The sequence below is a fragment of the Gammaproteobacteria bacterium genome, from assembly GCA_036383255.1.
GTDB lineage: Bacteria > Pseudomonadota > Gammaproteobacteria > Natronospirales > REEB76 > DASUBN01.
In genome coordinates this window covers 244,058-268,311 of the sequence record DASVOS010000004.1, presented here as the reverse complement: position 1 = coordinate 268,311, position 24,254 = coordinate 244,058, and the positions used below count along the sequence as shown (strand labels likewise).

At 67.7% G+C, this 24,254-nt stretch carries 21 protein-coding genes; 8 read left to right on the top strand and 13 right to left on the bottom strand.

The annotated features are described in order from the left end of the window. The first annotated feature begins 33 nt into the window (after positions 1-33). On the top strand, positions 34-489 hold the full coding sequence (gene mscL, locus VF651_02240; GenBank protein HEX7964513.1) for a large conductance mechanosensitive channel protein MscL: 456 nt from the start codon (positions 34-36) through the stop codon (positions 487-489). Here mscL and VF651_02235 read toward each other — a convergent pair. Next, entirely contained in the window at positions 446-2,830 is a 2,385-nt protein-coding gene (locus VF651_02235; protein HEX7964512.1) for an EAL domain-containing protein, read from the bottom strand. The genes mscL and VF651_02235 overlap by 44 nt on opposite strands. Positions 2,831-3,053: 223 nt before the next feature. Then, positions 3,054-4,346, bottom strand: a complete 1,293-nt coding sequence (locus VF651_02230; protein ID HEX7964511.1) for an acetyl-CoA C-acetyltransferase — start codon at positions 4,344-4,346, stop codon at positions 3,054-3,056. Positions 4,347-4,456: 110 nt separating this feature from the next. Between VF651_02230 and VF651_02225 the strand changes: the two genes are divergently transcribed. Both VF651_02225 and VF651_02220 read left to right on the top strand, forming a co-directional pair. After that, positions 4,457-5,818 carry an MATE family efflux transporter gene (locus VF651_02225; protein ID HEX7964510.1) on the top strand — a complete coding sequence of 454 codons (1,362 nt, stop codon included), beginning with the start codon at positions 4,457-4,459 and terminating at the stop codon, positions 5,816-5,818. An 88-nt stretch (positions 5,819-5,906) separates the two neighbouring features. Further along, complete coding sequence (locus tag VF651_02220; protein HEX7964509.1) at positions 5,907-7,520, top strand: APC family permease; 1,614 nt, start codon at positions 5,907-5,909, stop codon at positions 7,518-7,520. A gap of 7 nt (positions 7,521-7,527) precedes the next feature. Here VF651_02220 and VF651_02215 read toward each other — a convergent pair whose 3' ends face one another. The 4 genes from VF651_02215 to VF651_02200 form a co-directional block, all read right to left on the bottom strand. Further along, the gene (locus VF651_02215; GenBank protein HEX7964508.1) at positions 7,528-7,965 is read right to left on the bottom strand and encodes a hypothetical protein; all 438 of its coding nucleotides are present in this window, start codon (positions 7,963-7,965) and stop codon (positions 7,528-7,530) included. After that, positions 7,965-8,741: an ABC transporter permease gene (locus VF651_02210; GenBank protein HEX7964507.1), complete on the bottom strand. Its 777-nt coding sequence runs from the start codon at positions 8,739-8,741 to the stop codon at positions 7,965-7,967. Before VF651_02210 ends, VF651_02215 begins: the two co-directional genes overlap by 1 nt. Further along, a complete protein-coding gene (locus VF651_02205) occupies positions 8,738-9,661 on the bottom strand; it encodes an ABC transporter ATP-binding protein (protein ID HEX7964506.1) in 924 nt (307 codons plus the stop codon). Before VF651_02205 ends, VF651_02210 begins: the two co-directional genes overlap by 4 nt. A 127-nt stretch (positions 9,662-9,788) precedes the next feature. Further along, entirely contained in the window at positions 9,789-11,795 is a 2,007-nt protein-coding gene (locus tag VF651_02200) for an Ig-like domain-containing protein (GenBank protein HEX7964505.1), read from the bottom strand. A 475-nt stretch (positions 11,796-12,270) separates the two neighbouring features. On the opposite strand from VF651_02200, the gene VF651_02195 reads away from it, so the two are divergent. Continuing rightward, positions 12,271-12,756, top strand: a complete 486-nt coding sequence (locus VF651_02195) for a DUF2062 domain-containing protein (GenBank protein HEX7964504.1) — start codon at positions 12,271-12,273, stop codon at positions 12,754-12,756. On the opposite strand, the gene VF651_02190 is transcribed toward VF651_02195, so the two are convergent. Further along, positions 12,753-14,738 carry a S9 family peptidase gene (locus VF651_02190; GenBank protein ID HEX7964503.1) on the bottom strand — a complete coding sequence of 662 codons (1,986 nt, stop codon included), beginning with the start codon at positions 14,736-14,738 and terminating at the stop codon, positions 12,753-12,755. The two genes, VF651_02195 and VF651_02190, sit on opposite strands and share 4 nt — an antisense overlap. Before the next feature lie 26 nt (positions 14,739-14,764). Next, positions 14,765-16,273, bottom strand: a complete 1,509-nt coding sequence (locus VF651_02185) for a phospholipase (GenBank protein HEX7964502.1) — start codon at positions 16,271-16,273, stop codon at positions 14,765-14,767. A gap of 186 nt (positions 16,274-16,459) precedes the next feature. Between VF651_02185 and VF651_02180 the strand changes: the two genes are divergently transcribed. The 3 genes from VF651_02180 to VF651_02170 are packed head-to-tail and all read left to right on the top strand — an operon-like array spanning position 16,460 to position 18,442. Continuing rightward, on the top strand, positions 16,460-17,008 hold the full coding sequence (locus VF651_02180; GenBank protein HEX7964501.1) for a LemA family protein: 549 nt from the start codon (positions 16,460-16,462) through the stop codon (positions 17,006-17,008). Positions 17,009-17,016: 8 nt separating this feature from the next. Next, on the top strand, positions 17,017-17,820 hold the full coding sequence (locus VF651_02175; GenBank protein HEX7964500.1) for a TPM domain-containing protein: 804 nt from the start codon (positions 17,017-17,019) through the stop codon (positions 17,818-17,820). Position 17,821: 1 nt separating this feature from the next. Further along, complete coding sequence (locus VF651_02170; protein ID HEX7964499.1) at positions 17,822-18,442, top strand: TPM domain-containing protein; 621 nt, start codon at positions 17,822-17,824, stop codon at positions 18,440-18,442. Here VF651_02170 and VF651_02165 read toward each other — a convergent pair. The 4 genes from VF651_02165 to VF651_02150 form a co-directional block, all read right to left on the bottom strand. After that, the gene (locus tag VF651_02165) at positions 18,439-19,005 is read right to left on the bottom strand and encodes a hypothetical protein (GenBank protein HEX7964498.1); all 567 of its coding nucleotides are present in this window, start codon (positions 19,003-19,005) and stop codon (positions 18,439-18,441) included. The genes VF651_02170 and VF651_02165 overlap by 4 nt on opposite strands. Before the next feature lie 152 nt (positions 19,006-19,157). Next, entirely contained in the window at positions 19,158-21,353 is a 2,196-nt protein-coding gene (locus VF651_02160; protein HEX7964497.1) for a prolyl oligopeptidase family serine peptidase, read from the bottom strand. 109 nt (positions 21,354-21,462) lie between these two features. Beyond that, entirely contained in the window at positions 21,463-21,756 is a 294-nt protein-coding gene (locus VF651_02155) for a DUF3775 domain-containing protein (GenBank protein ID HEX7964496.1), read from the bottom strand. Positions 21,757-21,815: 59 nt separating this feature from the next. Continuing rightward, positions 21,816-22,325 (bottom strand): PaaI family thioesterase, encoded by a 510-nt coding sequence (locus tag VF651_02150; protein HEX7964495.1) that lies wholly within the window; start codon positions 22,323-22,325, stop codon positions 21,816-21,818. A gap of 50 nt (positions 22,326-22,375) precedes the next feature. Here VF651_02150 and VF651_02145 point away from each other — a divergent pair, with 50 nt between their 5' ends. Then, complete coding sequence (locus tag VF651_02145; GenBank protein ID HEX7964494.1) at positions 22,376-22,843, top strand: Mpo1-like protein; 468 nt, start codon at positions 22,376-22,378, stop codon at positions 22,841-22,843. A gap of 39 nt (positions 22,844-22,882) precedes the next feature. On the opposite strand, the gene VF651_02140 is transcribed toward VF651_02145, so the two are convergent. Next, positions 22,883-24,190, bottom strand: coding sequence for a malic enzyme-like NAD(P)-binding protein (locus VF651_02140; protein HEX7964493.1), 1,308 nt, complete (start codon positions 24,188-24,190; stop codon positions 22,883-22,885). Between the last annotated feature and the right edge of the window lie 64 nt (positions 24,191-24,254).

Here is a 24,254-nt window from a genome sequence, read left to right as displayed (position 1 = left end):
GTGCTATGCTCCCGGAGGATACGGAGGTGCGTGATGCTGAAGGAATTCCGTGAATTCGCCGTGCGCGGCAACGTGGTAGACATGGCGGTGGGCATCATCATCGGCGGGGCCTTCGGCACCATCGTGAAGTCGCTGGTGGACGACGTGGTGATGCCGCCCATCGGCCTCCTGCTCGGCGACGTGGACTTCGCCAACCTGTTCGTGGTGCTGAAGCGGGGCCCCAAGGCGCCAGGGCCCTATGCCAACCTGGCGGATGCCCACGCCGCCGGCGCCGTGACCCTGAACTGGGGCCTGTTCGTGAACAGCGTGATCAGCTTCATCATCCTGGCGTTCGCGGTGTTCATGCTGATCCGGGCCATGAACCGGGTCCGCCGCAGCCTCGAGAGCCACCCCGATCCGGCAGCCACCACCAAGGACTGCCCCTACTGCTTCTCCAGCATCAACATCAAGGCCAGACGGTGTCCGGCGTGTACGTCGGAACTGAAGTGAGCTCCGGCGCCGGCCGGCGCCGCGCCAGCGACAGCAGCTCGCTGATGGGCCGGGGCTTGGCTATCCCGTAGCCCTGGGCGTAGTCGAGACCGACCTCCCGCGCCGCCTGCAGCGTGGCGGCGTCTTCCACGAACTCGCCGATGGTGCGCTTGCCGAGGGTATGGCTGATCTCGTTGATGGAGGCGACCACGGCCCGGTTCACGGGGTCCGCCGCCATGCCGCGGATGAAGGCGCCGTCGATCTTGAGGAAGTCCACCGGCAGCGAGCGCAGGTAGGCGAAGGAGGACATGCCGCTGCCGAAGTCGTCCAGCGAGAAGCGGCAGCCCATGTCGCGCAGCGCGCCGATGAAACGGCCGGCGGCGGCGATGTCCGAGACCGCGGTGGTCTCGGTGATCTCGAAGCACAGGAGGTGCGGCGGCACCGAGTAGCGGCGGATCTCGTCCTCCAGGAACTCGAGGAACCGCGCGTTGCCGAGCGACTGGGCCGAGAGGTTGATGCTGCACAGGCCGATGTGCCCCAGCACCTCGCGGTGCGCGGCGAGCCAGCCGAGAGCGGCTTCCACCACCCATTCGTCCACCTTCGAACCCAGGTTGTAGCGCTCCGCCACCGACAGGAAGCTGCCGGGCGGCACCGGCAGGCCGTCCCGCTGGTGCATGCGCAGCAGCACCTCGAAGTGCTCGCCCTGGCCCGGCACCGGCGCGAGCGGCTGGATGGTCTGGTAGACCAGCGACAGGCCCTCGCCCGTCAGCGCCTCGCGCAGGCGCGTGATCCACTGCATCTCCACGTGACGGCGCGCGGTCTGCTCGCTGTCCGGCTGGTGCACCTGCACCAGGTTGCGGCCGCGGTCCTTGGCCGCGTAGCAGGCCTCGTCCGCGTCGCTCAGTAGCTGCTGCACGGAGACGGTCTTGCGGTCGATCGGCACCACCCCGATGCTCACGCCCACCCGGTACTCGCGCCCTTGCCAGAGGAAGCGCTTGTTGTCCACGCTGCGGCGCAGCGCCTCGGCGATGACGCTGGCGGCATGCACGTGGCAGCCCTCCAGCAGCACGCCGAACTCGTCGCCGCCCAGCCGCGCCAGGGTGTCGCCGGCGCGCAGCCGTGCACCCAGCTCCTGGGCCAGCTGGCGCAGCAATTCGTCGCCCGCCACGTGGCCAAGCGTGTCGTTGATGATCTTGAACTGATCGAGGTCGAGGTAACAGAGCGCGCCGTCCGGCGCGCCGCCCTCGACGCGGCGCAACGCCTCGGTGATGCGCTTCTCGAATTCGAAGCGGTTGGCGAGGCCGGTCACCGCGTCGTGGCTGGCCTGGTAGGAGAGCTGCTCGGTGAGGCCCTGCTCGCTCGACACGTCCTCGATCACGTTGAGGAAGTAGTCGGGCCTGCCCGCCTCGCCTCGCACCAGGCTGGTGGTGATGCGGGCCCACACCTGGCGGCCGTCCTCGCGGCGCAGGCGCCGCTTGGCCACGCGCACCCAGTCCTGGCCGTTCAGGACGCGCGCGTCATGCAGTTCCGCCTCCAACGCATCCTGGGCTTCGACGATGCTGCCGAACGCCCGGCCCACCAGCACCTCGCGCGGCAGGCCGGTGATCTCGCAGCAACGCTGGTTGACCCGCAGCACGCGCCCGTCCGGCGCCACGTGGCAGATGCCGACCGCTGCCTGCTCGAAGGTGTCGCGGAACAGCGCTTCCGAGACGTGCATGCCGTCCAGGAGCCGCTTCACCACCGCGAAGCCCAAGCCCAGCACCAAGAGCGCGCCCATGGCCACCGCCGTGAGCAGCAGCTTGTTGACGGAGAGCGCGCCTTCCGCCAGCGCGCCGGAGAAGCGGTCCTCCAACGGTCGCAGGCGCGCGTTGATGTCGAAGGCGCGCAGGTAGAGCGCGTGCACCGCGCCGGCGGCGGGCCGGGGTGCGGCGTACGCGGCCTGCATGGCCTCGCCGATGCGCGATAGCTCCTCGATGGAGGGGTCCGCCTCCGTCCAGATGCCGATGGCTTCGGACATGTAGGGCAGCCGCCCGCCGTAGCGGAACAACCGGATCATCAGGGGGATGTCCGCCGGCGCGTTGCGGCCGGCGGCGAGGCCGCGGGCGGCTGCGTCCCGGTCCAGCTTGGGCGCGAGCATGGCGAGCCGGGCGTCCCGGTCTCCCAGCGGTACCGCCAATTCCTGGCGGAAGCGCGCGTAATCCTCCGCCGCGCCAGCCTCTGCGTAGCGGGCGAGGTAGATGAACGCGTCCTTCTCGGACTTCGACCACTGGCCCTCGCCGGCCACGTAGGCGCGCACGCCCGACTGCACCGCGATGGCGGTGTAGGCGATGGCGAGCAGGCTGCAGAACACGAGCACGGCCACGCCTAGGAGCGCCTTGGGGCGCACGGGGGCAGGAATACCGGCCTTCCGGATAGAAGGAGTCATGGCGCCCTGTTTCCTCCTTGAAAGCGAAGGGGCCTGTTAAACCAGTATAGGTAAAGCCCGGCGGCTCATCCAAGTCATTGTCAGATATGGGAAATATCGCCCACCGGACAAGGAAAAGCCCCATGACCGGGGCTTTTCGAGAGGAGCGCCGGCAGAAGGATCAGCGTTCGAGTATCGCCGTCACGCCCATGCCGCCGCCGGTGCAGACCGAGACGAGTCCGCGACCCTTGCCCTTCTGGGCGAGGATCTTGGCCAAGGTCCCGATGATGCGGCCGCCGGTGGCGCCGAAGGGGTGGGCCAGCGCCACGCTGCCGCCCTTCACGTTGAGCTTGGCACGGTCGATGGAGCCCAGGGGTTCCTTGCGGCCGAGGCGGGTGCGGCAGTACTCCGCCGACTCCCAGGCCTTCAGGGTGCAGAGCACCTGCGCGGCGAAGGCCTCGTGGATCTCATAGAAGTCGAAGTCCTGGAGCTTCAGGCCCGCCCTGTCCAGCATCTTGGGCACCGCGTAGGTGGGCGCCATCAGCAGGCCCTCCCGCATGCCCTGTTGGCCGGCGAAGTCCACCGCTGCGGTGGCGGTGTGGGTGAGGTAGGCGAGCACCGGGAGGCCGTGGGCCTTGGCCCAGTCCTCCGTGGCGAGCAGCACCGCGGAGGCGCCGTCCGAGAGCGGCGTGGAGTTGCCGGCGGTGAGCGTGCCCTGGCCGCTCTTCCTGTCGAACGCAGGCTTGAGCCTGGCGAGCTTCTCCAGGGAGGTATCGGCGCGCACGTTGTTGTCGGCGGTGGCGCCGTGGAACGGCGTGACCAGGTCGTTGTAGAAGCCTTCCTTCCAGGCTGCCGCCGCCTTCATGTGGCTCTCGTAGGCGAGCTGATCCTGGGCCTCGCGGGTGATCCCCCATTCCTTCGCCATCAGCTCGCAGGACTGGCCCATGTTGAGGCCGGTGCGGGACTCGGTGACGCCGGGCAGGTGCGGCTTGAGGTCGCTCGGACGCCAGCCGAGCCAGGGTGCGAGCTTCTGGCCGAAGCTCTTGCCGCGGCTGCTCTTGAGCAGGATCTGCTGGAAGTGGCGCCCGAACACGATCGGCACGTCGCTCGCCGTGTCCACGCCGCCGGCGATGCCGCAGTCGATCTCGCCGATCGCGATGCGCGCGGCGATCTCCGCGGCGGTGCTGACCGAGGTGCCGCAGGCGCGGTCGGAGTTGTGGGCCGGCGTGTGCACGTCGAGGCCGCTCGAGAGCACTGCCTCGCGCGCCATGCTCCAGTCGCGCGAATGCTTCATCACCGCGCCCGCCACAACGTCGCCCAGGATCTCGCCCTTGAGGTTGTACTTGTCCACCAGGCCCTTGAGCGCGGCGGAGAGCATCTCCAGGTTCCCGATGTCGGCGTAGTCGGTGAAGATGCGGCAGAAGGGAATTCTATTGCTGCCGACGATGGCGACGGGGCGTACGTTCTGTGCCATGGGGAGACTCCGATGAGGACGGCCTCTGCGCCGTCCGGGGCCATCCATCATGCCACTTCGCCCCGACGCTTGCTATGATGCGACACGTCCACCCCGCCGCAGCAGCGCCCATGTCCGTGCGTTTCCCCACCTCGCGCTGGCCCGCCGTCAAGATGGAAGCGCGCGCCATGCTCGGCATCGGCCTGCCCATCATCGTGCATAACCTGGCGCTGGTGGGCATGGGCCTCACCGACGCGATCATGGCCGGCCTGCTCGGCGCCAAGACCCTGGCGGCGGTCGCGGTGGGCTCGAGCCTGTGGGCGCCGGTGTTCCTGTTCTCGCTCGGCCTCATCATGGCCCAGTCGCCCACCACCGCCCACCTCTACGGCGCGGGCAAGCACGGCGAGATCGGCCGTTACGCGCGGCAGATGGCGTGGATCGCGCAGCTCATGGGCTGGAGCGGCTTCCTGGTGCTGCGCCACACGGTGGCGTTCATGCAGGCCATCCACATCGAGCCCGAGCTCATCCCGGTGACCGACGGCTACCTGCGCGCGCTCGCCTGGGGCATGCCGGGCCTGTGCATGTACCAGGTGCTGCGCTTCACCAGCGAGGGCGTCGGCCGCACCCGCGTGCTGCTGGCGATCGCCTGCGGCGCGCTGGTGGTGAACGGCGTGCTGGACTACGTGCTCATGTATGGCAAGCTCGGCCTGCCAGCCATGGGTGCGACTGGCACCGGCTATGCCACCGCCGTCACCCAATGGCTGATGTTCTTCGGCATGCTCGCCTATACCGCGCGGCGCGCGCACTACAAGCCGCTGCAGCTCTTCCAGGGCTTCGACTGGCCCCAGGCGGCGATGCTGAAGGAACTCCTGTGGCTCGGAGTGCCGATCGCGGTGAGCATCTTCATGGAGTCGAGCCTGTTCGCGGGCGTGGGCCTCATGATGGGCACGCTCGGCACCGACATCGTGGCGGCGCACCAGATCGCGCTGAACTACGCTTCGTTCGTGTTCATGGTGCCCATGAGCGTGGCGCTGGCCATCTCGGTGCGCGTGGGCCACGCGCTGGGGCGCGGCGACCGGCATGAGGCGAGGCTCGCGGCCTTCACCGGCATCGGCCTGTGCCTGTGCTTCGAGGTGCTCTCGGCCTTGAGCATGGCGCTCCTGCCGCACCAGATCGTGGACTTGTACACCCGCGACGCGGCGGTGGCGGGCATCGCGGTGGGGCTGCTGTACATGGGCGCCATCATGCAGATCTCCGACGGCGTGCAGGTGAGCGCCATGGGCGCGCTGCGCGGCTACAAGGACACGGCGGTGCCGACGCTGGTGACGGTGCTGGCCTATTGGGGCGTGGGCTTCCCGCTGGCCTGGGTGTTCGGCATCCCCCTGCACCTGGGTCCCCAGGCCATCTGGGCCGGGTTCATCGGCGGGCTGACGGTAGCGGCCGTGCTGCTCACGGTGCGGCTGGTGAAGCTGAGCAAGGTGGCAGCCCACTAGTCGGTGGCCGGGCAGCCCGCAAGCTTGCTTGAACCGGCCTCACCCGTTAGCCTCTCGCAACCTTATATATGGGAATGGGGAGACGGTCATGGCCAAGGGCAAGCTGCGCAAGGACGCAGGCCTCATCGGTCTGCTGTTCGCGGGCCTGAGTTCCACCATCGGCTCGGGCTGGCTGTTCGGCCCGATGCACGCGGCGCAGATCGCCGGTCCCCTGAGCATCGGCTCCTGGGCCATCGCCGCGCTGGTGGTGGGGCTCATCGCCATGGTCTACGCGGAGCTGGGGCCCCTGTTCCCCCGCAGCGGCGGCCTCATGCACATCAGCCTCATCAGCCACGGCCGCCTGGTGGGCCGGGTGTGGAGCTGGATCCTGTTCCTGGCCTACGTGACCATCGCCCCCGTCGAGGCGATGGCGGTGGTGACCTATGCGAACGGCTACCTGCCGGGCATGGTCAACCCCGATACCGGCCTGCTCACCACCCTGGGCGTGATGGTCTCCATCGGCGTGCTGGGCGCGTTCGTGGCGCTCAACTTCCTGATCCTGCGCCTGGTGCTCCTGTTCAACACCTTCGCCACCTGGATCAAGGTGTGCGCGCCCATCGGCACCATCCTGGTGCTGATGTTCACGGCGCACCACCCGGAGAACTTCTCGGTCAAGGCCCACGCGACCGGCGACGTCACCAACATGTTCCTGGCGATCTCCACCGCCGGCGTGTTCTTCTCACTGTTCGGCTTCACCCAGGCGATCCAGCTCGCGGGCGAGACCGCGGACCCGGCGCGCAACATCCCGCGCGCGGTGGTGGGCACCATCGTCACTTCCGCGATCATCTACATCCTGGTGCAGTACGCCTTCGTGGCGGCGGTGCCGCCGGAGCTCCTGGCAAAGGACGGCTGGGCCGGCCTCACCTTCGGCGGCGGCGCCACCAACGGCGTGCTGGCCTCCGGCCCCATGGCGGGCCTGGCGCTGACCCTGGGCGTCTCCTGGTGGGCGGCGGCGCTCTACGCCGACGCCATCATCTCGCCGGCGGCCTGCGGCTACATCTGGACCACCGCCACCGCGCGGGTGGTGATGGCCGCCTCGGAGGAGGAGTTCGCGCCGGAACGCCTGGCGGACATCAACCGCCATGGCACGCCCTGGACCGCGCTGATCCTCTCATTCGTGGTGGGCTGCGTGTTCTTCTTCCCGTTCCCGAGCTGGCAGAAGCTCGTGAACTACGCCTCCTCAGCCACGGTGCTGTCCTATGGCCTCGGCTGCGTGGTGCTGCTGCGCCTGCGCCGGGTGATGCCGGACCTCAAGCGCCCGTTCCGCCTGTGGAGCGCCTGGGCGGTGGCGCCGGCCGCGTTCATCGCCTCCAACCTGGTGATGTACTGGGCGGGTTTCGGCACCGTGAACGTGCTGTTCGCCATCATCACCGTGATCATGGCTGTCTACATGCTGCGCTTCCTGTACCTCTACACCCAGGGCCAGGAGCCGGACGAGGACCTGGCCCACGCCTGGTGGCTGATGCCCTACTTCGCCGGCATGTGGCTCCTGAGCTACTTCGGCCCCGTGGAGATGGGCGGCACCGGCGCGTTCGGCATCTTCAACGGCATGTCCGCCGTGGCGGTGTTCAGCCTCATCATCCTGTACATCGCGCTCGCCACCGGCGTCGCGCCGGCGCGGGTGAAGTCCTACTACGCGAGCGTGCTCAAGAACGAGCGCTAGGCCAAGGTCAGCGGGGCGCGGTGCCGGACGCCGCCGCCGGCACCGGATAGCCGTAGTCGAAGATGCTCTTGCAGGCGGCGTCGCAGCCGAACATCACGTAGCGGCCTGGGGCCACCTCGATCTGGCCGGTGTAGGCGGCGTTCACGATGAAGGCGAACTTCTGGTCCTGGTAGAGGAAATGTCCCTCAACCTCGCAGGCCGCCTGCCTATAGCTGTGCAGCGCTTGCGGGTCCATGACCTGGGTCTTGCGGAAGAAATCCCGGATCTGGCTCTCGGTCAGACTGAAGCCGCGGCAGGTGTCCGCTGCATGGGTACGGGCGGTGGCCACGATCACGCTGGCCCGGTCGAATACCTTGCCGCTGCCGTAGATCTCTTCGACCGTGATGTCCGCGGCTGCGGCCAGGGCCGGCGCCAGCAGCAGCGCGGCGAGGGCGCGCGGCGCCATCAGCTGCGCATCCCCACGCCCCGCCGAAGCAGGAACAGCGCGAGCAGGTACAGCACCACCAGCGAGAGCAGGATGATGCCGTAGGCCGTGTAGATGCCGATGTCCGAGACCCCGAGGATGCCGAAGCGGAACGCATTGACCATGTAGAGGATGGGGTTCGCCCGCGACACCGCCTGCAGGCCGTCCGGCAGCATGTGGATCGAGTAGAACACGCCGCCGAGGTAGGTGAGCGGCGTGAGCACGAAGGTGGGGATGATGGTCACGTCGTCGAACTTCTTGGCGTAGACCGCGTTGATGAGCCCGCCGATGGAGAACACCATCGCCGTGAGCAGCACCACCGAGATGGTGACGAGCGGATGCGCGACGTGCAGGTCGGTGAACAGCAGCGCCACCGCCGTCACCAGCGCGCCCACCAGGAGGCCACGCAGCACGCCCCCCGCCACGTAGCCCATGATGATGTAGCTGTTGGGCAGCGGCGAGACCATCAGTTCCTCGATGTGGCGGCCGAACTTGGCGCCGAAGAACGAGGACACCACATTGGTGTAGGCGTTGGTCAGCACCTGCATCATGATGAGGCCGGGGGCGATGTAGGCCATGTAGTCGAAGCCGTCCATCTGCCCGACGCGCCGGCCGATCAGGCTGCCGAAGATCACGAAGTAGAGCGTGGCGGTGATGACCGGCGGCACCAGGGTCTGCACCCAGATGCGCAGCACGCGCGTAATCTCGCGGTTGACGATGGTGCCGAAGCCGACCAGGTTCTCGCGCAGGCGGCTCATGCGGCGTCTCCCTTGCGCTCGGTGAGCTTCACGAACAGCTCCTCGAGGCGGTTGGCCTTGTTGCGCATGCTGAGGACCTGTATCCCGGCACGGGTGAGCTGCTCGAACAGCGCGTTCACGTCCTGGTCCCTGGTGACCTGCACCTCCACGGTGGTCTCGTCGGTCAGCACGGCCTGGTAGCCCGGCAGGGCGGGGAGGGCCGCGAGCGGGTTGCGCAGGTTGAGGATGAAGGTCTCGGTGTGCAGCTTGGCCAGGAGGTCGCGAGTCGAACCCTGCTCGACGATGGTGCCGTGGTCGATGATGGCCACGCGCCGGCACAGGTTCTCCGCCTCCTCCAGGTAGTGGGTGGTGAGGATGATGCTGATGCCTTCCTTGTTGATCTTGCGCAGGAAGTCCCACATGGAGCGGCGGATCTCGATGTCCACGCCGGCGGTGGGCTCGTCCAGGATCAGGAGCCGCGGCTCGTGCACCAGCGCGCGGGCGATCATGAGCCGGCGCTTCATGCCGCCGGACAGGGTGCGCGACATGGCGTCCCGCTTCTCCCACAGCGAGAGCTGGGTCAGGTACTTCTCGGCGCGCTGGCGCGCCAGCGCGCGCGGGATGCCGTAGAAGCCCGCCTGGTTCACCACGATGTCGAAGACCTTCTCGAACTGGTTGAAGTTGAGCTCCTGCGGCACCAGGCCGATGCAGGACTTGGCCGCCTCCAGCTCCCGGTCGATGTCGTGGCCGAACACCGTCACCTGGCCCGCGGTCTTGGTGACCAGCGAGGTGACGATGCCGATGGTGGTGGTCTTGCCGGCGCCGTTCGGGCCGAGCAGGGCGGTGAAGCCGCCTTCCTCCACCTCGAAGTCGATGCCCTTGAGGGCCTGCACGCCATTCTTGTAGGTCTTGGTGAGCTTCTGGATGGAGAGGGCTTTCATGCCTGCCGGGGGTGGGCTGCGCGAGGGGCCAAGATGATAGCAAAAAGCTGCCACCCCAAATAAGAAGGCCCGCGGCGTCTCCGCCGCGGGCCTGGATCAAGACGATCCTAAGGTGGTTACAGGACCATCAGTTCGGGTGCTTCAGGCACAGCTGGAACGTGCCGCTGCCGGAGTAGGCATAGATGTCCCACTCGTAGTAGCCGCTGCTGCCGCTGTAGTTGATGGTCTCACTGGCGGTGGTGCCAGTCGAGCTCTTCACCACAGCCCAGCGCGAACCGTTCCACTTGTACAGGTACAGGTCGAAGTCCTTGCCGGCGGGGCCGGTGAGGATGCCCGAGTTCGTGCCCGTCACGGTGGTGTGGTAGTACGTCCCGTTCGGCTCGTACACGTCCTGACCCTGGCTGATGCTGCCGGTGTAGGCCGTGTAGCCCGAAGCGCAGCCGGTGGAGGCATTCACGGTCACGCTCTCGGTGGCGGTGTTCGACGCCAGGCCGCCGCTGTCGGTGGCCTTGAACGTGAACGAGTCGCTGCCGGAGTAGCCGGAGACCGGGGTGTAGGTGAAGGCGCCGGTCGAGGCGTTGGTGATGCTCACCGAGCCGTGGGCCGGGCTGGTCACCACGCTGAAGGTCAGCGAGTTGCCGTCCTGGTCCGTGGCGGCGAGCGTGCCGTTCACCGCCGTGTTGGCGGTGGTGGTCACCGAGCCGTTGCTCGCGACCGGGGCATGGTTCACCGTCGAGGTCACCGTGACGCTCTCGGTGGCGGTGTTCGACGCCAGGCCGCCGTTGTCGGTGGCCTTGAACGTGAACGAGTCGCTGCCCGAGTAACCGCTCGCCGGCGTGTAGGTGAACGCACCGGTGGAGAGGTTATTGATGGTCACGCTGCCGTGGGCCGGGTTGGTGACGATGCTGAAGCTGATCGGGTCACCGTTCGGGTCCGTCGCCGACAGGGTGCCGCTCTTCGGCGTGTCCTGCGCGGTGCTGATGGAACCGTTGTTGGCGGTGGGCGCGCTGTTGCCGCCGCCGCCGCCCACGATGGCGTGGGAGATGGCGCAGCTGTTGGTGTCGTTGGACCAGCTGGCCTGCTCCGCGAAGGTGCCGAAGGAGCCGAAGCTCACGTTGGCGGCGCCGCCGGCCGAGCCGGGAGCGATCCACGCGCACTCGTCGGAGTTCTCCTCGCCGTTGTAGGAGGAGCCCGTCTGGTTGATCCAGCCGCCGGCCGGGTACTGGTCGGACATGTACTCATGCCACTCGTGGCCGAGCGTCATGGTGAAGCCGTCCAGGGTGCCCGGGCTGTTCACGAAGCCCACGCCGCAGCCGGCGCCGGAGTCGATGTTGTAGGGCTGGTTGCTGAACGCCAGGTCGCCGTACTGGGACGACACACCCACGTCGCCGTTCCAGTCGTGCCACGCGCAGTACTGGCCCTGGTAGTTGTCAGGGTTCGTGCCCTTCGGGGACAGGATCACGTAGTAGGCGTAGCGGTTGGAGGCCGAGGTGGTGTTGCCGAAGTGGCCTGCGGCCTTCACGGCCTCCTGCCCCAGCTGGGCAGCCGTCGCCGCGGAGGGCGAGGACACCGAGTTGTCATACCACACGCCGGCGAGCACGCCGCCGGTCTGGTAGGGGATGAAGGTGGCGTTGGAGGGACAGCTGGTGGCGCCGGACGAGACGTTCGAGCCGTCGCACCACTGGGTGAGCTCGGCGGACCAGAGCTCGCCGTTGGTGCCGACGCCCTTGAACATCTGCTGCGCCGCGCCGGCGGCGCCGGCGGTGTCGTTGGAGAACTTCAGGTTGCCGTTGGCGTCGGTGGTCTGGGTGCCCCACTGGGTGCCGTAGAACACCAGGTAGACCTTGGAGTGGCCGCTGTTCACGCCCACGTTGCCCTGGCTGCTGCTGGTGCCGCCCGCGTAGCTCAGGGTGCGGGTGCTGGTGGCCAGGATGGACTGGTGACGGGCCCGCCACTGCTTCATCTTCTTGTGCACGTCACGGGTGGGGATCACGCCGTGGCGGTAGGAGTGCCCGTAGGCGGGCGAGTAAGGGTTGCTGATCTTGCTGGTGGGATGGGACGTGAGCGCCTGGGGCGCGCCGGCCCAGCTGGTCACGGCCACCAGGCCGAGCGCCAGACCGGCCGCTGTCAACATGGAACTCTTCATATAACCCCCGAGTTGGTGTTGCGCCCAAGCGTGCCCGCGTCACCCGTTTTCCCGCGGGCGGCGGAGGGCACACGGAGGCGCGTGCTGCAAACAGCTCCACCGGGGGTGTGCCCGAAATGGGCACACAAGACCCCTACCTCCGGGATGCTCTGATAGCGCGATCCCGGCGAACGAGCGGAGCCATGACTTGTGGCCGCTGATCCCCTTCCTTGGGTTTCCAGCGGTTGCCGGGAGTCCTCATTGGGACGCGGCCACAGCGCTTGACTATAGACAAAGGCCCCTGGAATCCCAGGGGTTTTTGACAGAATGACCGACGAATTGAATTCGGTGAAAATGCGCTTCGCTTCTCGAATCTGCGGTGTGGGAAGATGCGTCACCGGCCGGACATACACGCGGTTCGGCGTGCCCCGGCTGTACGATGCGGGCTGCAGGAAATCACTGTCTTTGGACGCGAGGGACCCGAGTGGAACGTGCTGCGAGCAAGCGCCTGAGGCTGCGTGACAACAGGCTGACCCGCCACATCGTGGACCTGCTGAAGCAGGGCATCACGCCCCACAAGATCGCGCTGGCGGTGGTGCTGGGCGCGCTGCTCGGCATGGCGCCGGTGCTCGGCACCACCATCATCTCCTGCACGGTGGCGGCGCTGGCGCTCAGGCTCAACCTGGCGCTGATCCAGATCGTGAACAACCTGGTCTATCCGCTACAGCTGCTCTTGCTCATCCCCTTCGTGCAGGCGGGGCAGTGGCTGTTCCGTGAGCCACCCATGCCGCTCTCCGTGAGCCAGATCCTGGACATGGTGAAGGCGGACTTCTGGGGCAGCCTGGCGGCGCTCGCGGGCTACACGCTGCACGGCGCCGTGGCATGGCTCCTGTTCTCGGCCGTCGCCGGCCCGGTCAGCTACTTCCTGCTGCTGTTCCCCCTGCGCCGGGCCATGGCCCGCAAGGGCTAGCCCTTCAGGTACTTCGCGTACCAGTCCACGTAGCGCTTGTAGCGGTCGAGGATGTAGCTCGGCCGGGTCAGGCGGTGGTACTGCCCCGGGTAGATCACGAGCCCGGTCGGCACCTTCAGGCTCTGCAGCGCCTCATACATCTGCTCCTGGTTCAGCAGCGTCACGTTGAAGTCGCTGCCGCCGCCCAGGAACAGGGTCGGCGTCCTGATGCGGTCCGCATGGTAGTAGGGGTAGGAGACCTTCATCCAGGTATCCAGGTCCTTCCACGGCACGCCCAGCTCGTTCTCGTAGTCGCGGATGTACTGGTCGGTGCCGAAGCCCGCCAGGATGTTGGAGATGGAGGCGCCGCTCACCGCCGCCTTGAAGCGGCTGTCGCTCGCGATCACGTAGTTGGTGAGCATGCCGCCGTAGCTCCAGCCGCCGACGCCGAGGCGCTCCGGGTCGGCGATGCCGCGCCGGATCATCTCGTCCACTGCGGCGCGCACGTCCTCCACGTCCTTGCCGCCCCAGCTCGCGTAGATGCCCATGGCGTAGGGCGTGCCGCGGCCGGTGGAGCCGCGGTAGTTGGTGGCCACCACCGCGTAGCCGTTTGCCGAGAAGAGCTGCCAGTTGAAGTCGAACTCCGCCTCGGACTGGGACTGGGGCCCGCCGTGGTTGAAGGAGATGAGCGGGTAGCGCGTGCCCTTGCTGTAGCCGGCGGGGTAGGTGAGGAAACCGTGCACCTCGGTGCCGTCGGCGCTCTTGAACGCCACTTCCTCCACCTTGGCGAGGTCCAGGCCCTTCAGGAACGCCGTGTTCTGGCGGCTGAGCGCGCGGCGCTTGCCGCCCTCCCAGGCGTAGATTTCACGCGGCTGCGCAGGCGAGCTCCACAGCATCGCCACCTTGCCGGCGGCGGCGTCGAACTCCGGCAGCGTGCCTTCCATGCCGCTGAGCTCGGTCAGGTTCCCGCTCGCGGCATCCACCTGCGCCAGCACCGTGTGCCGGTCCTGCTCCAGCCGCACCAGGATGCGGCGGCCGTCGGTGCTCCACTGCGGCGAATAGACGTTGCGGTCCAGCTTCGCTGTGAGCACGCGCGGCTCGCCGCCGGCGGCCGCGATCACCGCCAGCGAGTCGGCGGCGTACTCGATCTCCTTCGCCGGACCTCCGTGCAGGTAGGCGATGGACTTGCCGTCCGGGCTCCAGGCCGGCGGCGACTCCCAGTCCGGGTTGCCGTCCGCTTCGGGTGAATGGGTGAGCTGGCGCTCGGCGCCGCCCGCGGCCGGGATCACGTACACGTCCCAGTCGTCGCTGCGGTCGGGGTCCGCGCCGCGCTTCGTCACGTAGGCGATGGACTTGCCGTCCGGCGAGAACGCCGGCAGCAGCTCGTCGTGGGCGCCGGAAGTGAGCTGCTTCGGCTCGCCGCCGTCCATGTCCAGCAGGAACAGGTGGGTGCGCCGCTCCGTGAGGTAGCCGGTGCGGTCTTCCTTGAAGTAGTAGCGGGTGATGACGATCGGCGGCGGCGCCTCATCTTCCTTGGCGTGGGCAGCCGGGTCCGCGTCGCGCACCACCAGCACCAGGTGCCGGCCGTCCGGCGCCCAGGCGTAATCTTCCACGCCGCCCTTGAGCTCGGTGAGACGGCGCGCCTCGCCGCCGGCTAGGTCCATGAGCCAGAGCTGGTCGCCGTCCTGGTCATCGCCGCCGCGGCCGGAGAGGAACGCGAGATGCCGGCTGTCCGGGCTCCAGCGCGGCGAGTACTGGCTCTTGTCGCCGAAGGTGAGCTGCCGCTCCTCCGAGCCGTCCCACTTCGCCAGCCACAGGTTGGTGGCGCGCTTGTCCTTGTCGAGGTCCGTGGTGCGCACCGTGTAGGCCACCCAATGCCCGTCCGGCGAGAGGCGGGGGTCGTCCACCTCGTGCAGCGCGGCGAAGTCCTTGGGTTGCAGCAGGCGCGCCTCGGCGGGCAGCGCAACGGTCATCAGGGCGAGGAGGCACAGCAACAGGCGCATGGAGGTCTCCGGCGTCGTGAGGTTGTTCAGTCGATCGGCATCCCGGGGGGTTGCTTGGTGAAGTCTTCCGGCGAAGGTTTGCGGGTGAGGCGGTACACGCCCTCGCGCACGATGCGCTTGAGCACGATGTCCACGAGCGTGGTCTGGTTGGGCTTGATGAAGTCCTTCAGGTGCCGCGCGTCGGTCTTGAGCATGGCAGGCTGGTAGAGCACGAAGCCCGACTGCGGGAAGGGGATGACGCGCAACCCCAGGCTGCCGGCGGAGGGCAGCGCGGGACGGATCTGCCGGTCCCCGTGCATCACCGGCGCGGCGCCCAGCAGGCGCGCGGCGTTCACGTAGTAAACGATGCAGCCCGGATCCAGGTGGTTGCGCTGGCGGTCCACGAAGAACCCCGGCGGCAGGTGGTTGGGGTTGTCCTGGGGGCCCGCGGTGAGCACCACGTCGAAGTCCTTGACCGGGTTGCCTTCGTCGTCGCGCACGCGGAACACCAGCATGCTGCAGGGGTCGTGGATGAGCTGGTGGTCGAAGCCGGTGACGGGCTTGCGGTCCTCCACCCGCTGGCGCTCCTGGGTGGCGGCGGTGAGCGCCGCGAACTCGTCGAAGGCGCGCGCGTAGCCCGCCATGTCCGTGACGGCGAGCGCCTTCAGCAGCGCGTCCACGGTGGGATGCGGCGCGTCGCCCTCCGGCACGCTGCGCACGATACCCATGCGCACGTCCGAGTGGCACACGCCCGGCAGCACCGCGAACGGCACCGCCGGCGGCAGCCGCGGCGTGTCTGCGCTGAGGCGCGGTGCGCTGAAGCCGAGCTTGGATTGCTTGTCCGGCAGCGGCGCCTGCTGGGTGAGCCTGAGGTGCGTGAAGTTGAGGTTCGCGGAGGCGACGCGGACCGCACCGTCGGAGCCGGTCTCGCCGCTGTAGCTGTTCACGAAGTCATAGAGCAGCGGGTCGTGGGACTGGCCGGCGAGCACGAAGGGGAACATGCCGTCCGGGCCGATGAGCCCCGCGCCCTTGTCCAGCCACTCCAGGTTCAGGGTGAGGCTCTGGGCGCTGCCGAGCTCGAGCCAGTCCAGCACGCCGGTGCCCACGTCCACGCCCTCGAACCAGGCGCTACGCAGGCGCGAGAGCTTCGCGAGGCCGAGCTGCACCAGCGCCGAGCCGAAGTTGGCCGGCGCCAGCATCACGAGGTGACTCATGGGGCAGCGGCGCTTGTCCTTGTCGAGGTAGTAGCGCTGCAGCCAGCTCCTGATCACCGGTCCCCCGGTGGAGTGGGTGATGCAGGCGAAGCGGCGGCCCTTGGCGAGGTCCTCGCCAAGCTCCCGTTCCAGCGCCGCCTGGAACGCGCGCGCGATGTCAGGGATGCCGACCTCGTTGTGGAAGCTGATGTATTCCGAGAGCCAGATCTCCTTCACCTCGAGGCCGAGCTCGGGGCGGCGCTTGGCCTCGCGCTTCAGGCGCTCCGGCAGGCCGCCGTAGGTGGAGGTGTCGCGCACGCTCCAGCCGTGCACCAGGAGGACGAGGCGTTTGTCGCGGGACATGGGGCGGGACGTTCCTTCGCATGGGGGGCGGCCCTTGAAAAGGGGGCCGACAGACATATTAAGCCCTGGCGGGCGCCCGGCGTTATGATGTCGGTCACTCGCGCCTCTTACATATATAGGGAGTGCATCATGGCCAGCCTGCGTACCGCCGCCCGCGTCCTCATCCTGGGCCTCACCGCCGGAGCGATGCTCGCCCTCTCGGGCTGCGGCATCAACAACATCCCGCGCTACGACCAGCAGGTGAAGGCTGCCTGGGGCCAGGTGCAGAACGAGTACCAGCGGCGCGCGGACCTGGTGCCGAACCTGGTGGCCACGGTGAAGGGCTATGCCGCCCACGAGGACAAGGTGCTGGACGAAGTGACCGAGGCCCGCGCCAAGGTGGCGCAGATGCAGGTGCCGCCGGACATCCTCACCAACCCGCAGGCCTTCAAGACCTTCGAGCAGAACCAGGGCCAGCTCACCCAGGCGCTGTCGCGCCTGCTGGTGGTGACCGAGAACTACCCCAACCTCAAGGCCAACGAGAACTTCCTCTCGCTGCAGTCCCAGCTGGAGGGCACGGAGAACCGCATCGCGGTCTCTCGCCGCGACTACATCCTGGCGGTACAGCAGTACAACACCGAGCTCACCACCATCCCGGGCCGCTGGTACCGCGCCATGTTCTATGGCGACAAGCAGGTGATGCAGAGCTTCAGCGCCTCGGAAGCGGCCCAGCAAGCCCCGCAAGTGAAGTTCTAAGGACCTAGATGTCCCTTCGTCTCAAGTCCCTGGCCGCCGCGTTGTTCTGCGCGGCGGCCTTCTTGCTACCGGGGGCCGCCTCGGCGGCGGACGCTTCCATGCCGCCGTTCCCGGCCTTGAGCGGGCCGGTGGTGGACGAGGCGGGACTGCTCTCCGGCTCCACGCGTGCCGAGCTCGACCGCAAGCTGCGGGCCTTCGCCGAGAACAGCGGCGACCAGCTGGTGGTGGTGACGGTACCGACCCTGGACGGCTATCCCATCGAGTACTGGGGCTACGAGCTCGGCCGCCACTGGGGCATCGGCGCGAAGGACAAGAACACCGGCGTGCTGCTGATCGTGGACCGGGACGAGCGCAAGGTGCGCATCGAGGTGGGTTACGGTCTAGAAGGCACGCTCACCGACGCGCTCTCGGACGACATCATCCGCAACACCATCCTGCCGCGCTTCAAGCAGGGCGACTACGACGGCGGCATCAGCGCCGGCGTGGACGCGATCCAGCAGGTGCTGGGCGGCCACGCGGATGAGGTGCGCCACGCCAAGCGCAAGGATGGGATGTCCACGTTATTCCTCATCGTGTTCATCTTCTTCATCCTGCTCAACGTGCTGCGCGCCGGGTTCGGGGGACGCACCGGCGGACGGCTGTTCTGGCTGTGGTGGCTCCTGGGCGGCATGAACAGCGGCCGTGGCCGCAGCGGCTGGGGCGGTGGTGGGCTCGGAGGCGGGGGCTTTGGCGGAGGTGGCTTCGGCGGCGGCGGCGGATTCTCAGGCGGCGGCGGATCGTTCGGAGGCGGTGGCGCCTCCGGGAGCTGGTGACATGATCCAGTTCAGCATTGATGACAAGCAGAAGATCAGCGCCGCCATCCAGGCGGCGGAGCGGCGCACCAGCGGCGAGTTCGTGGCGGTGGTGGCGCGGCGCGCCGACCCCTATTCTTCCATCGCGCTGCTCTGGGCCGCGGGACTGGCGCTGCTCCTGCCGGCGCTGCTGCTGTCCCTGCCCATGGGCCTGCGCTTCCTGCATATCTACCAACTGCAGCTCCTCAGCTTCGGGCTGGCGGTGCTCATCATCATGCTCTGGCCGGCGCTGCACCTCGCACTGGTGCCCAAGGCTGTCAAGCATGCCCGCGCCAGCCGCCTGGCCCGCGCCCAGTTCTACGAGCAGGGCGTGCAGCTCACCGCCGGACACTCCGGCGTGCTGTTCTTCGTGTCGCTCGCGGAGCACTACGTGGAGATCGTGGCGGACAAGGGCATCCACGAGAAGGTGGGCGCGGAGCGCTGGCAGGGGATCGTGGCCTCGTTCGTGGCGCAGGTGCGACGCGGCGAGGTGACGGAGGGATTCAGCGCCGCCATCGGCGCCATCGGCGACGCCATGGCGGAGCACTACCCGCGCGCGGCGGACGACCGCGACGAGCTCTCGGACGGCCTGATCGAGATCTAGATCGGGTCCTTGGTGCTGGTGATCGCCGAGCGGTTGGTGGTGTCCTGCTCGATGTCCCGCACGAGGTTCTGCACGAAGTTGCGCATGGAGACCGGCGCGAAGTCGAGCGCGGTCTGTCCGCCGGCGGAGCGCGCCTCCGGGTCCGCGCCCGCGGCGAGCAGCATGGCCGCGAGGTCGCGGTTGGTGGGGTTCCAGGCGTTGGTCACCTGCATGAGCGCGGTGCGGTGTGTCCCCTCGACCTTCAGGTTCGGGTCCCAGCCCGCGTCCAGGAGGTTCTTCACCCGCCGCACGCCGGCGTCGCTGCGGTCCGTGACGAGCTCGTAGAGGAAGTTCTCGCGCGGCCCGAAGGGCTGCCACAACCTTGCGTTGCGCCTGATGGCGTTGCTGGCGGCGCCGGCCACCTCCAGGATCGCCAACACCACCGCCTTGGCGTGCGGGCCTCCCAGCAGGATCTCCAGCTCCACCCGCGCCGCCTCGTTGTCCTTGAGGCAGGCGTCCACGCCACGGGAAGTGACCCGCGACATGTTCTTGATGCGCTGGCGCTCGATCTCGGCGTCATCCACTCTCGGGATCTCCGTCCCTTAACCCCTGCATCCATTATGGAGCGTCAAGCCGGATCCGGCGCGGGCTTTGGCCAAAGAAAAGCCCCGCCGCCGGAGCACCGCGTTTATTTAGTACGCGGCGCATCCACCCGGCGGGGCTGGATCTCAAGCGGTCAGTGCTTGGGTGCTTCCTGGATGCCGAGGCTGTAGGCCAGGAACGCCCATACGTCCGCCGTCTGCGCGATGCGCTTGTCGGTGGGCATGTAGTTGTGGCTGGTCTTGGTCTCGATGCGGATCAGCACCGGGTTGTCGCAGCCCTGGGCCTGCTGCAGCGCCGCCGCGAACTTGTAGGAGTGGCTCGGCACCACCCGGTCGTCATGGTCGGCGGTGGTGAGCAGCGTCGGCGGGTAGCAGGTGCCGGGCTTGAGGTTCTCCAGCGGCGAATAGGCGCGCAGCCACTGGAAGGCCTTCGGATCGTCGGAGTCGCCGTACTCCGGTGCCCACAGGCTGCCGCCGGAGAACTTCTGGTAGCGCAGCATGTCCATCACGCCCGCGCCGCCGTAGGCCGCGCCGAAGAGCTGCGGGTTCTGGGTGATGCTGGCGCCGACCAGGAGGCCGCCGTTGGAGTAACCGGAGATGCCGAGCTTGGCTGTGGAGGTGACCTTCTCATCCACCAGGTACTTCGCGGCGCTGGCGAAGTCGTCGAACACGTTCTGCTTCTTGCCGAGCATGCCGGCCTCGTGCCAGGCCTCGCCATACTCGCCGCCGCCGCGCAGGTTCGCCACCGCGTACACGCCGCCGAGCTCCAGCCACACCGGCAGGATGGGGTTGAAGGAGGGCGTGATGCTGATGTCGAAGCCGCCGTAGGCGTAGAGCAGCGTCGGGTGGCTGCCGTCGAGCTTGAGGCCCTTCCTGGCGGTGATGAACATGGGCACGCGGGTGCCGTCCTTGGACTTGAAGAACACCTGGCGTGTCTCGTACTGAGAGGGGTCGAACGGCACCTTGGGCGCGAAGAAGGTGTCGGTGGCGGCCGTCTTCATGTCGTAGTGGTAGACGGTGGTGGGATAGAGATAGGACGCGAAGCTATAGAAGAGCTCCTGCGTGTCGGTGCGGCCGCTGAAGCCGATCACAGCGCCGATGCCGGGGAGCTTGAGCGCACCCTGGTCCTTGCCCTCCGTGCTGTAGAGATGCAGTTCGCTGTGGGCATCCTTTAGATAGCCCACCGCGATCTTGCCGCCGACCAGGAACGAAGACTGGATCAGGTCGGCGCCTTCCGGCACCAGCGTCTTCCAGTGCTCCGGCACGGGATCCGAGAGCTTGAACGAGACGATCTTGTACTTGGGCGCGCCGTGGCTGGTCTGCAGGTACAGCGTGTCGCCGATGTGGTCGAGCGGGGTGTAGGCCGCGTCGTTCGCGGTGTAGAGCGGCTTGATGGCGGCGCCGATGTCGGGATGCTTCGGGTCGCCCAGGTCCGCGTAGAACAGCTCGTTGTTGGCGGAGCTGCCGTCGCTCAGGATCACGTAGAGGTAGCGGCCGTCCTCCGACACCGAGCCGTTGACGATCCAGTGGGCCAAGTCCGGCCGCGCGTACACCAGCTTGTCGGCGCTCTGGGGAGTGCCGAGGGCGTGGTAGTAGAGGGTGTGATCCTTGATCTCGTTGCTTAAGACCTTGCCCTCCGCCGGCGTCGGATAGCGCGAGTAGAAGAAGCCCTTGCCGTCGTCGGTCCAGCTCAGGCCCGAGAACTTGATCCACTTCACCACGTCCGCGGTGTCCTTGCCGGTGCGAAGGTCCCGCACGTGCATCTCGATCCAGTCCGAGCCGCCCTGGGAGAGGCCGTACGCGAAGTAACGGGCGTCGTTGGAGGGCGCCCAGGTGAGCAGCGCCACCGAGCCGTCCGGCGAGAGCGCGTTGGGGTCCATCACCATCACCGGCTCCTTGTCGCCGGGGCCCTGCATGTAGATCACCGCCTGGTTCTGCAGGCCGCTGTTCTTGGTGAAGAACAGCTTGCCGCCGATGCGGTAGGGCGTGGTCACCTTCGCGTAGTTCCACAGCTCCTTGAGGCGCGACTGCATCCAGGGCCGCTCGGGGATGCGGTCGAGGTAGGAGAAGGTGAGCGTGTTCTGCTCTTCCACCCACTTCGCGACCTCGGGGCTGTCCTGGTCCTCCATCCACTGGTAGGGCGCCGGCACCTTCACGCCGTGATAGTCGTCCACGGTGTCGTCGCGCCGCGTCGCGGGATAGGTCACCGAGGGCGAGATCTTCTGCGCGGCCAGCGCGGCGCCCACCGTGGCCATGGGCGGGACGGGCCTCGCGACGGCCAGCAGCGGGAACAGGGAAAGGATCAGGGACACCCAGAAAGTGCGTCGCATCGGTGAGTCTCCTGGAAGGATGGCGCGGAGACCCAAGCATAGACCGCGGCATCGCGGCCTACTAGGCAGTTAGTATCGGAACTTTAGCGCAGGGGCGCGGTCGCGCCGTTCAGATGCGTCCCGAGTTCTCCAGCATGTCCATGCCCTTGTGCAGGTCAGCGCCCAGGTTCTTCTCCTCGGCGAGGAATTGCACCGTGTCCTTGTCGAGCTTGGCGCGGGCCTGGATCACCAGCGCTTCCCAGTGCTTGGGCGTGTGGCCGTCCTTGCCGAGCCAGAGCACGGCCTTGAGCTCGGCGAGCTGGTCCTTGTCGAGCCGCACCAGCACGCCCACCACGTTGTCGAGCTCGCCCTTCTCGGCGAAGCCGATGAGTTCACGCACCTGGGCGGGTTTGAGGGCCTTCATGGTGGGGGCTCGCTTGGGCGGAGGCGGAAGGGGGTAGTAAGCCTAGCGCAAAACGCCGGTCATAGCCCGTCCAGGCCGGCGGGCGGGGTGGTGGCCTTCTGGTAGCCCTTGGGGCGTATGGCGACGGTGTTCTTGATGAGCGTGCAGAGGCTGCCGTCCGTCAGGTAATAGCCGTACTCGAAGGTGGGGGTGGCGCGGCCGCGGGCCTTGAGCTCCGCCGCGATGGACGCCTCCTGCTCCGGTCCCATCTCGAAGCGCAGCTCGAGGTCCGTGCTGCCGCCCTTCTGGAAGTCCATGGTCATGGCGCGGGTCCACACCGAGTAGCCGGGGAACACGCGTGAACAAGCGATGGCGGCGATGGGATCCGCGAGGCAGGCCTGGAAGCCACCGAACATCACGCCGCCGGGGTTGCGGGACACGCTGTTTAGCGGCAGCCGGATGCGCACCCTGCGCCAACCGCCGCCGATCTCCAGCACCTTGACCCGCATCATGGCGAAGGCGGGATAGAACTCCAGCCGCCGCGCCTCCGGCAGGAACTTGAGGTTGGAAACGAAGCGCAGGAAGCCCATACTCGATCCCCAGCGAATCCCTGCGACATTCTAGTCCCGAGGAACCGCCCATGCGCAGTGCCGAGAGCTGGTTCAACGAATACGGCGAGAGCCACCGCAATCCGGTCAATAAACGCGTCCACTGGGTCTGCGTACCGCTCATCATGCTGAGCGTGCTCGGCATGCTGTGGAGCGCGCCGCGTCCGGCGGCTTTCGCCGCCGTGAGCCCCTATCTCAACTGGGCGACGCTGCTGATCCTGGCCTCGCTGCTGTATTACTTCCTGCTCTCGGTACGGCTCGGTGCCGGCATGCTGCTGGTGAGCTTCGGCATGGTGCTGGTGCTGGGACTCCTGGCGCGCCTGCCCTGGCCGCTGTTCTGGACCAGCGTCGCGATCTTCGTCGCCGCCTGGGTGGGACAGTTCGTGGGCCACAAGATCGAGGGACGCAAGCCGTCGTTCTTCAAGGACCTGCAGTTCCTGCTGATCGGTCCGGTGTGGCTGCTGGCCGACCTCTACCGCAGGCTCGGCTTCACATACTGATTAATATGGAATGAGACGGCCCGCGATGCGGGCCGTGGACTATTTGCAGGCGCCGCTCTGGAGTGCGGCAGTCTTGACCGCATCCGCCGCCGCCGCGTGCACGGTCTTGTCCAGCGGGTCCGGCAGCAGTTCCTCCGCCGGCGCGAGCTCGGCCAGGGTGTTGGCCGCCGCGAAGAACATGGCGTCGGTGAAGCGCTTGGCGCGGGCGTCCAGCGCGCCGCGGAACAGGGCAGGGTAGCCGAGCGCGTTGTTCACGCTGCGCCCGTCAGTGGCGTAGGCGGCGCCGGCCTCCAGCGCCTTGCGCGCGCTGATCTCGGGCTCGGGGTTCGAGAGCGCGAACACGATCTGCCCCTTGCGCACCATCTCCGGCAGGATCAGGCCCTTCACGCCGGTGGTGGCGATCACGATATCCGCCTGCTGCATCACCTGTTCGAGCGTGGCGCGCTTGCCGCCCATCTTCTCCACCCGCGCCAGCGCCTCCTCGCGCCGGTCCGCGCCCAGCACCGTCTTCACGCCGTACTGGTGCAGCAGGCGCACGATGCCGATGCCGGCGGCACCCAGGCCGATCTGGCCCACGCAGCAGGCCTTGAGTTCGCGGCCCACGCGCCGGGTGGCGGAGAGCAGACCCGCCAGCGTCACCACCGCGGTGCCGTGCTGGTCGTCGTGCAGCACAGGCTTGTCGAGCTTCTTCACCAGCGCCTCTTCCACCTCGAAGCATTCCGGCGCGGCGATGTCCTCGAGATGGATGGCGCCGAAGGAGGACTCGATGGCGAGCACGGTGTCGATGATCTTCTTGGGGTCCGTGTCGTTGAGCAGGATGGGGATGCCGGAGATGCCGGTGAACTTCGCGTAGATCATCGCCTTGCCTTCCATCACCGGCAGGCCCGCGAGGGAGCCGATGGGGCCGAGGCCGAGGATGGCGGTGCCGTTGGTGATGATGCCCACGGTGTTGCCGAGGTTGGTGTAGTCCCAGGCCTTGGACGGATCCTTCTGGATGGCGAGGCTGACGCGCGCCACGCCGGGGGTGTAGAGGTCGCGCAGCTGCTGGATCGCGTCCAGCGGCACCTTCGAGACCATCTCGATCTTGCCGCCCTTGTGGCGGTCGAACACCCGGTCCGACTTGCCGATGATCTTGGCGTTGGGCAGCGCGTTGATCTTGTCGTAGAGGCTGCGGTCCGCGTCCTCGTCCATCTCGATCGTGACTTCCCAGACCGTCTTGTCCTGGTGGCGGCGCACCGCGTGCAGGTGCTCCACCACGAGGTTCGCCTCGCCGATGACCGCCAGCACCTTGGCCAGGCTGCCCGGCTTGTGATGGGACTCGATGAGCAGAATCTCGGGGATTCTCATGGTTTTCCTGGGGTTACGCGCATGCGGACTGCGACGTATATGCAGTTACGGTATCATATGCGCC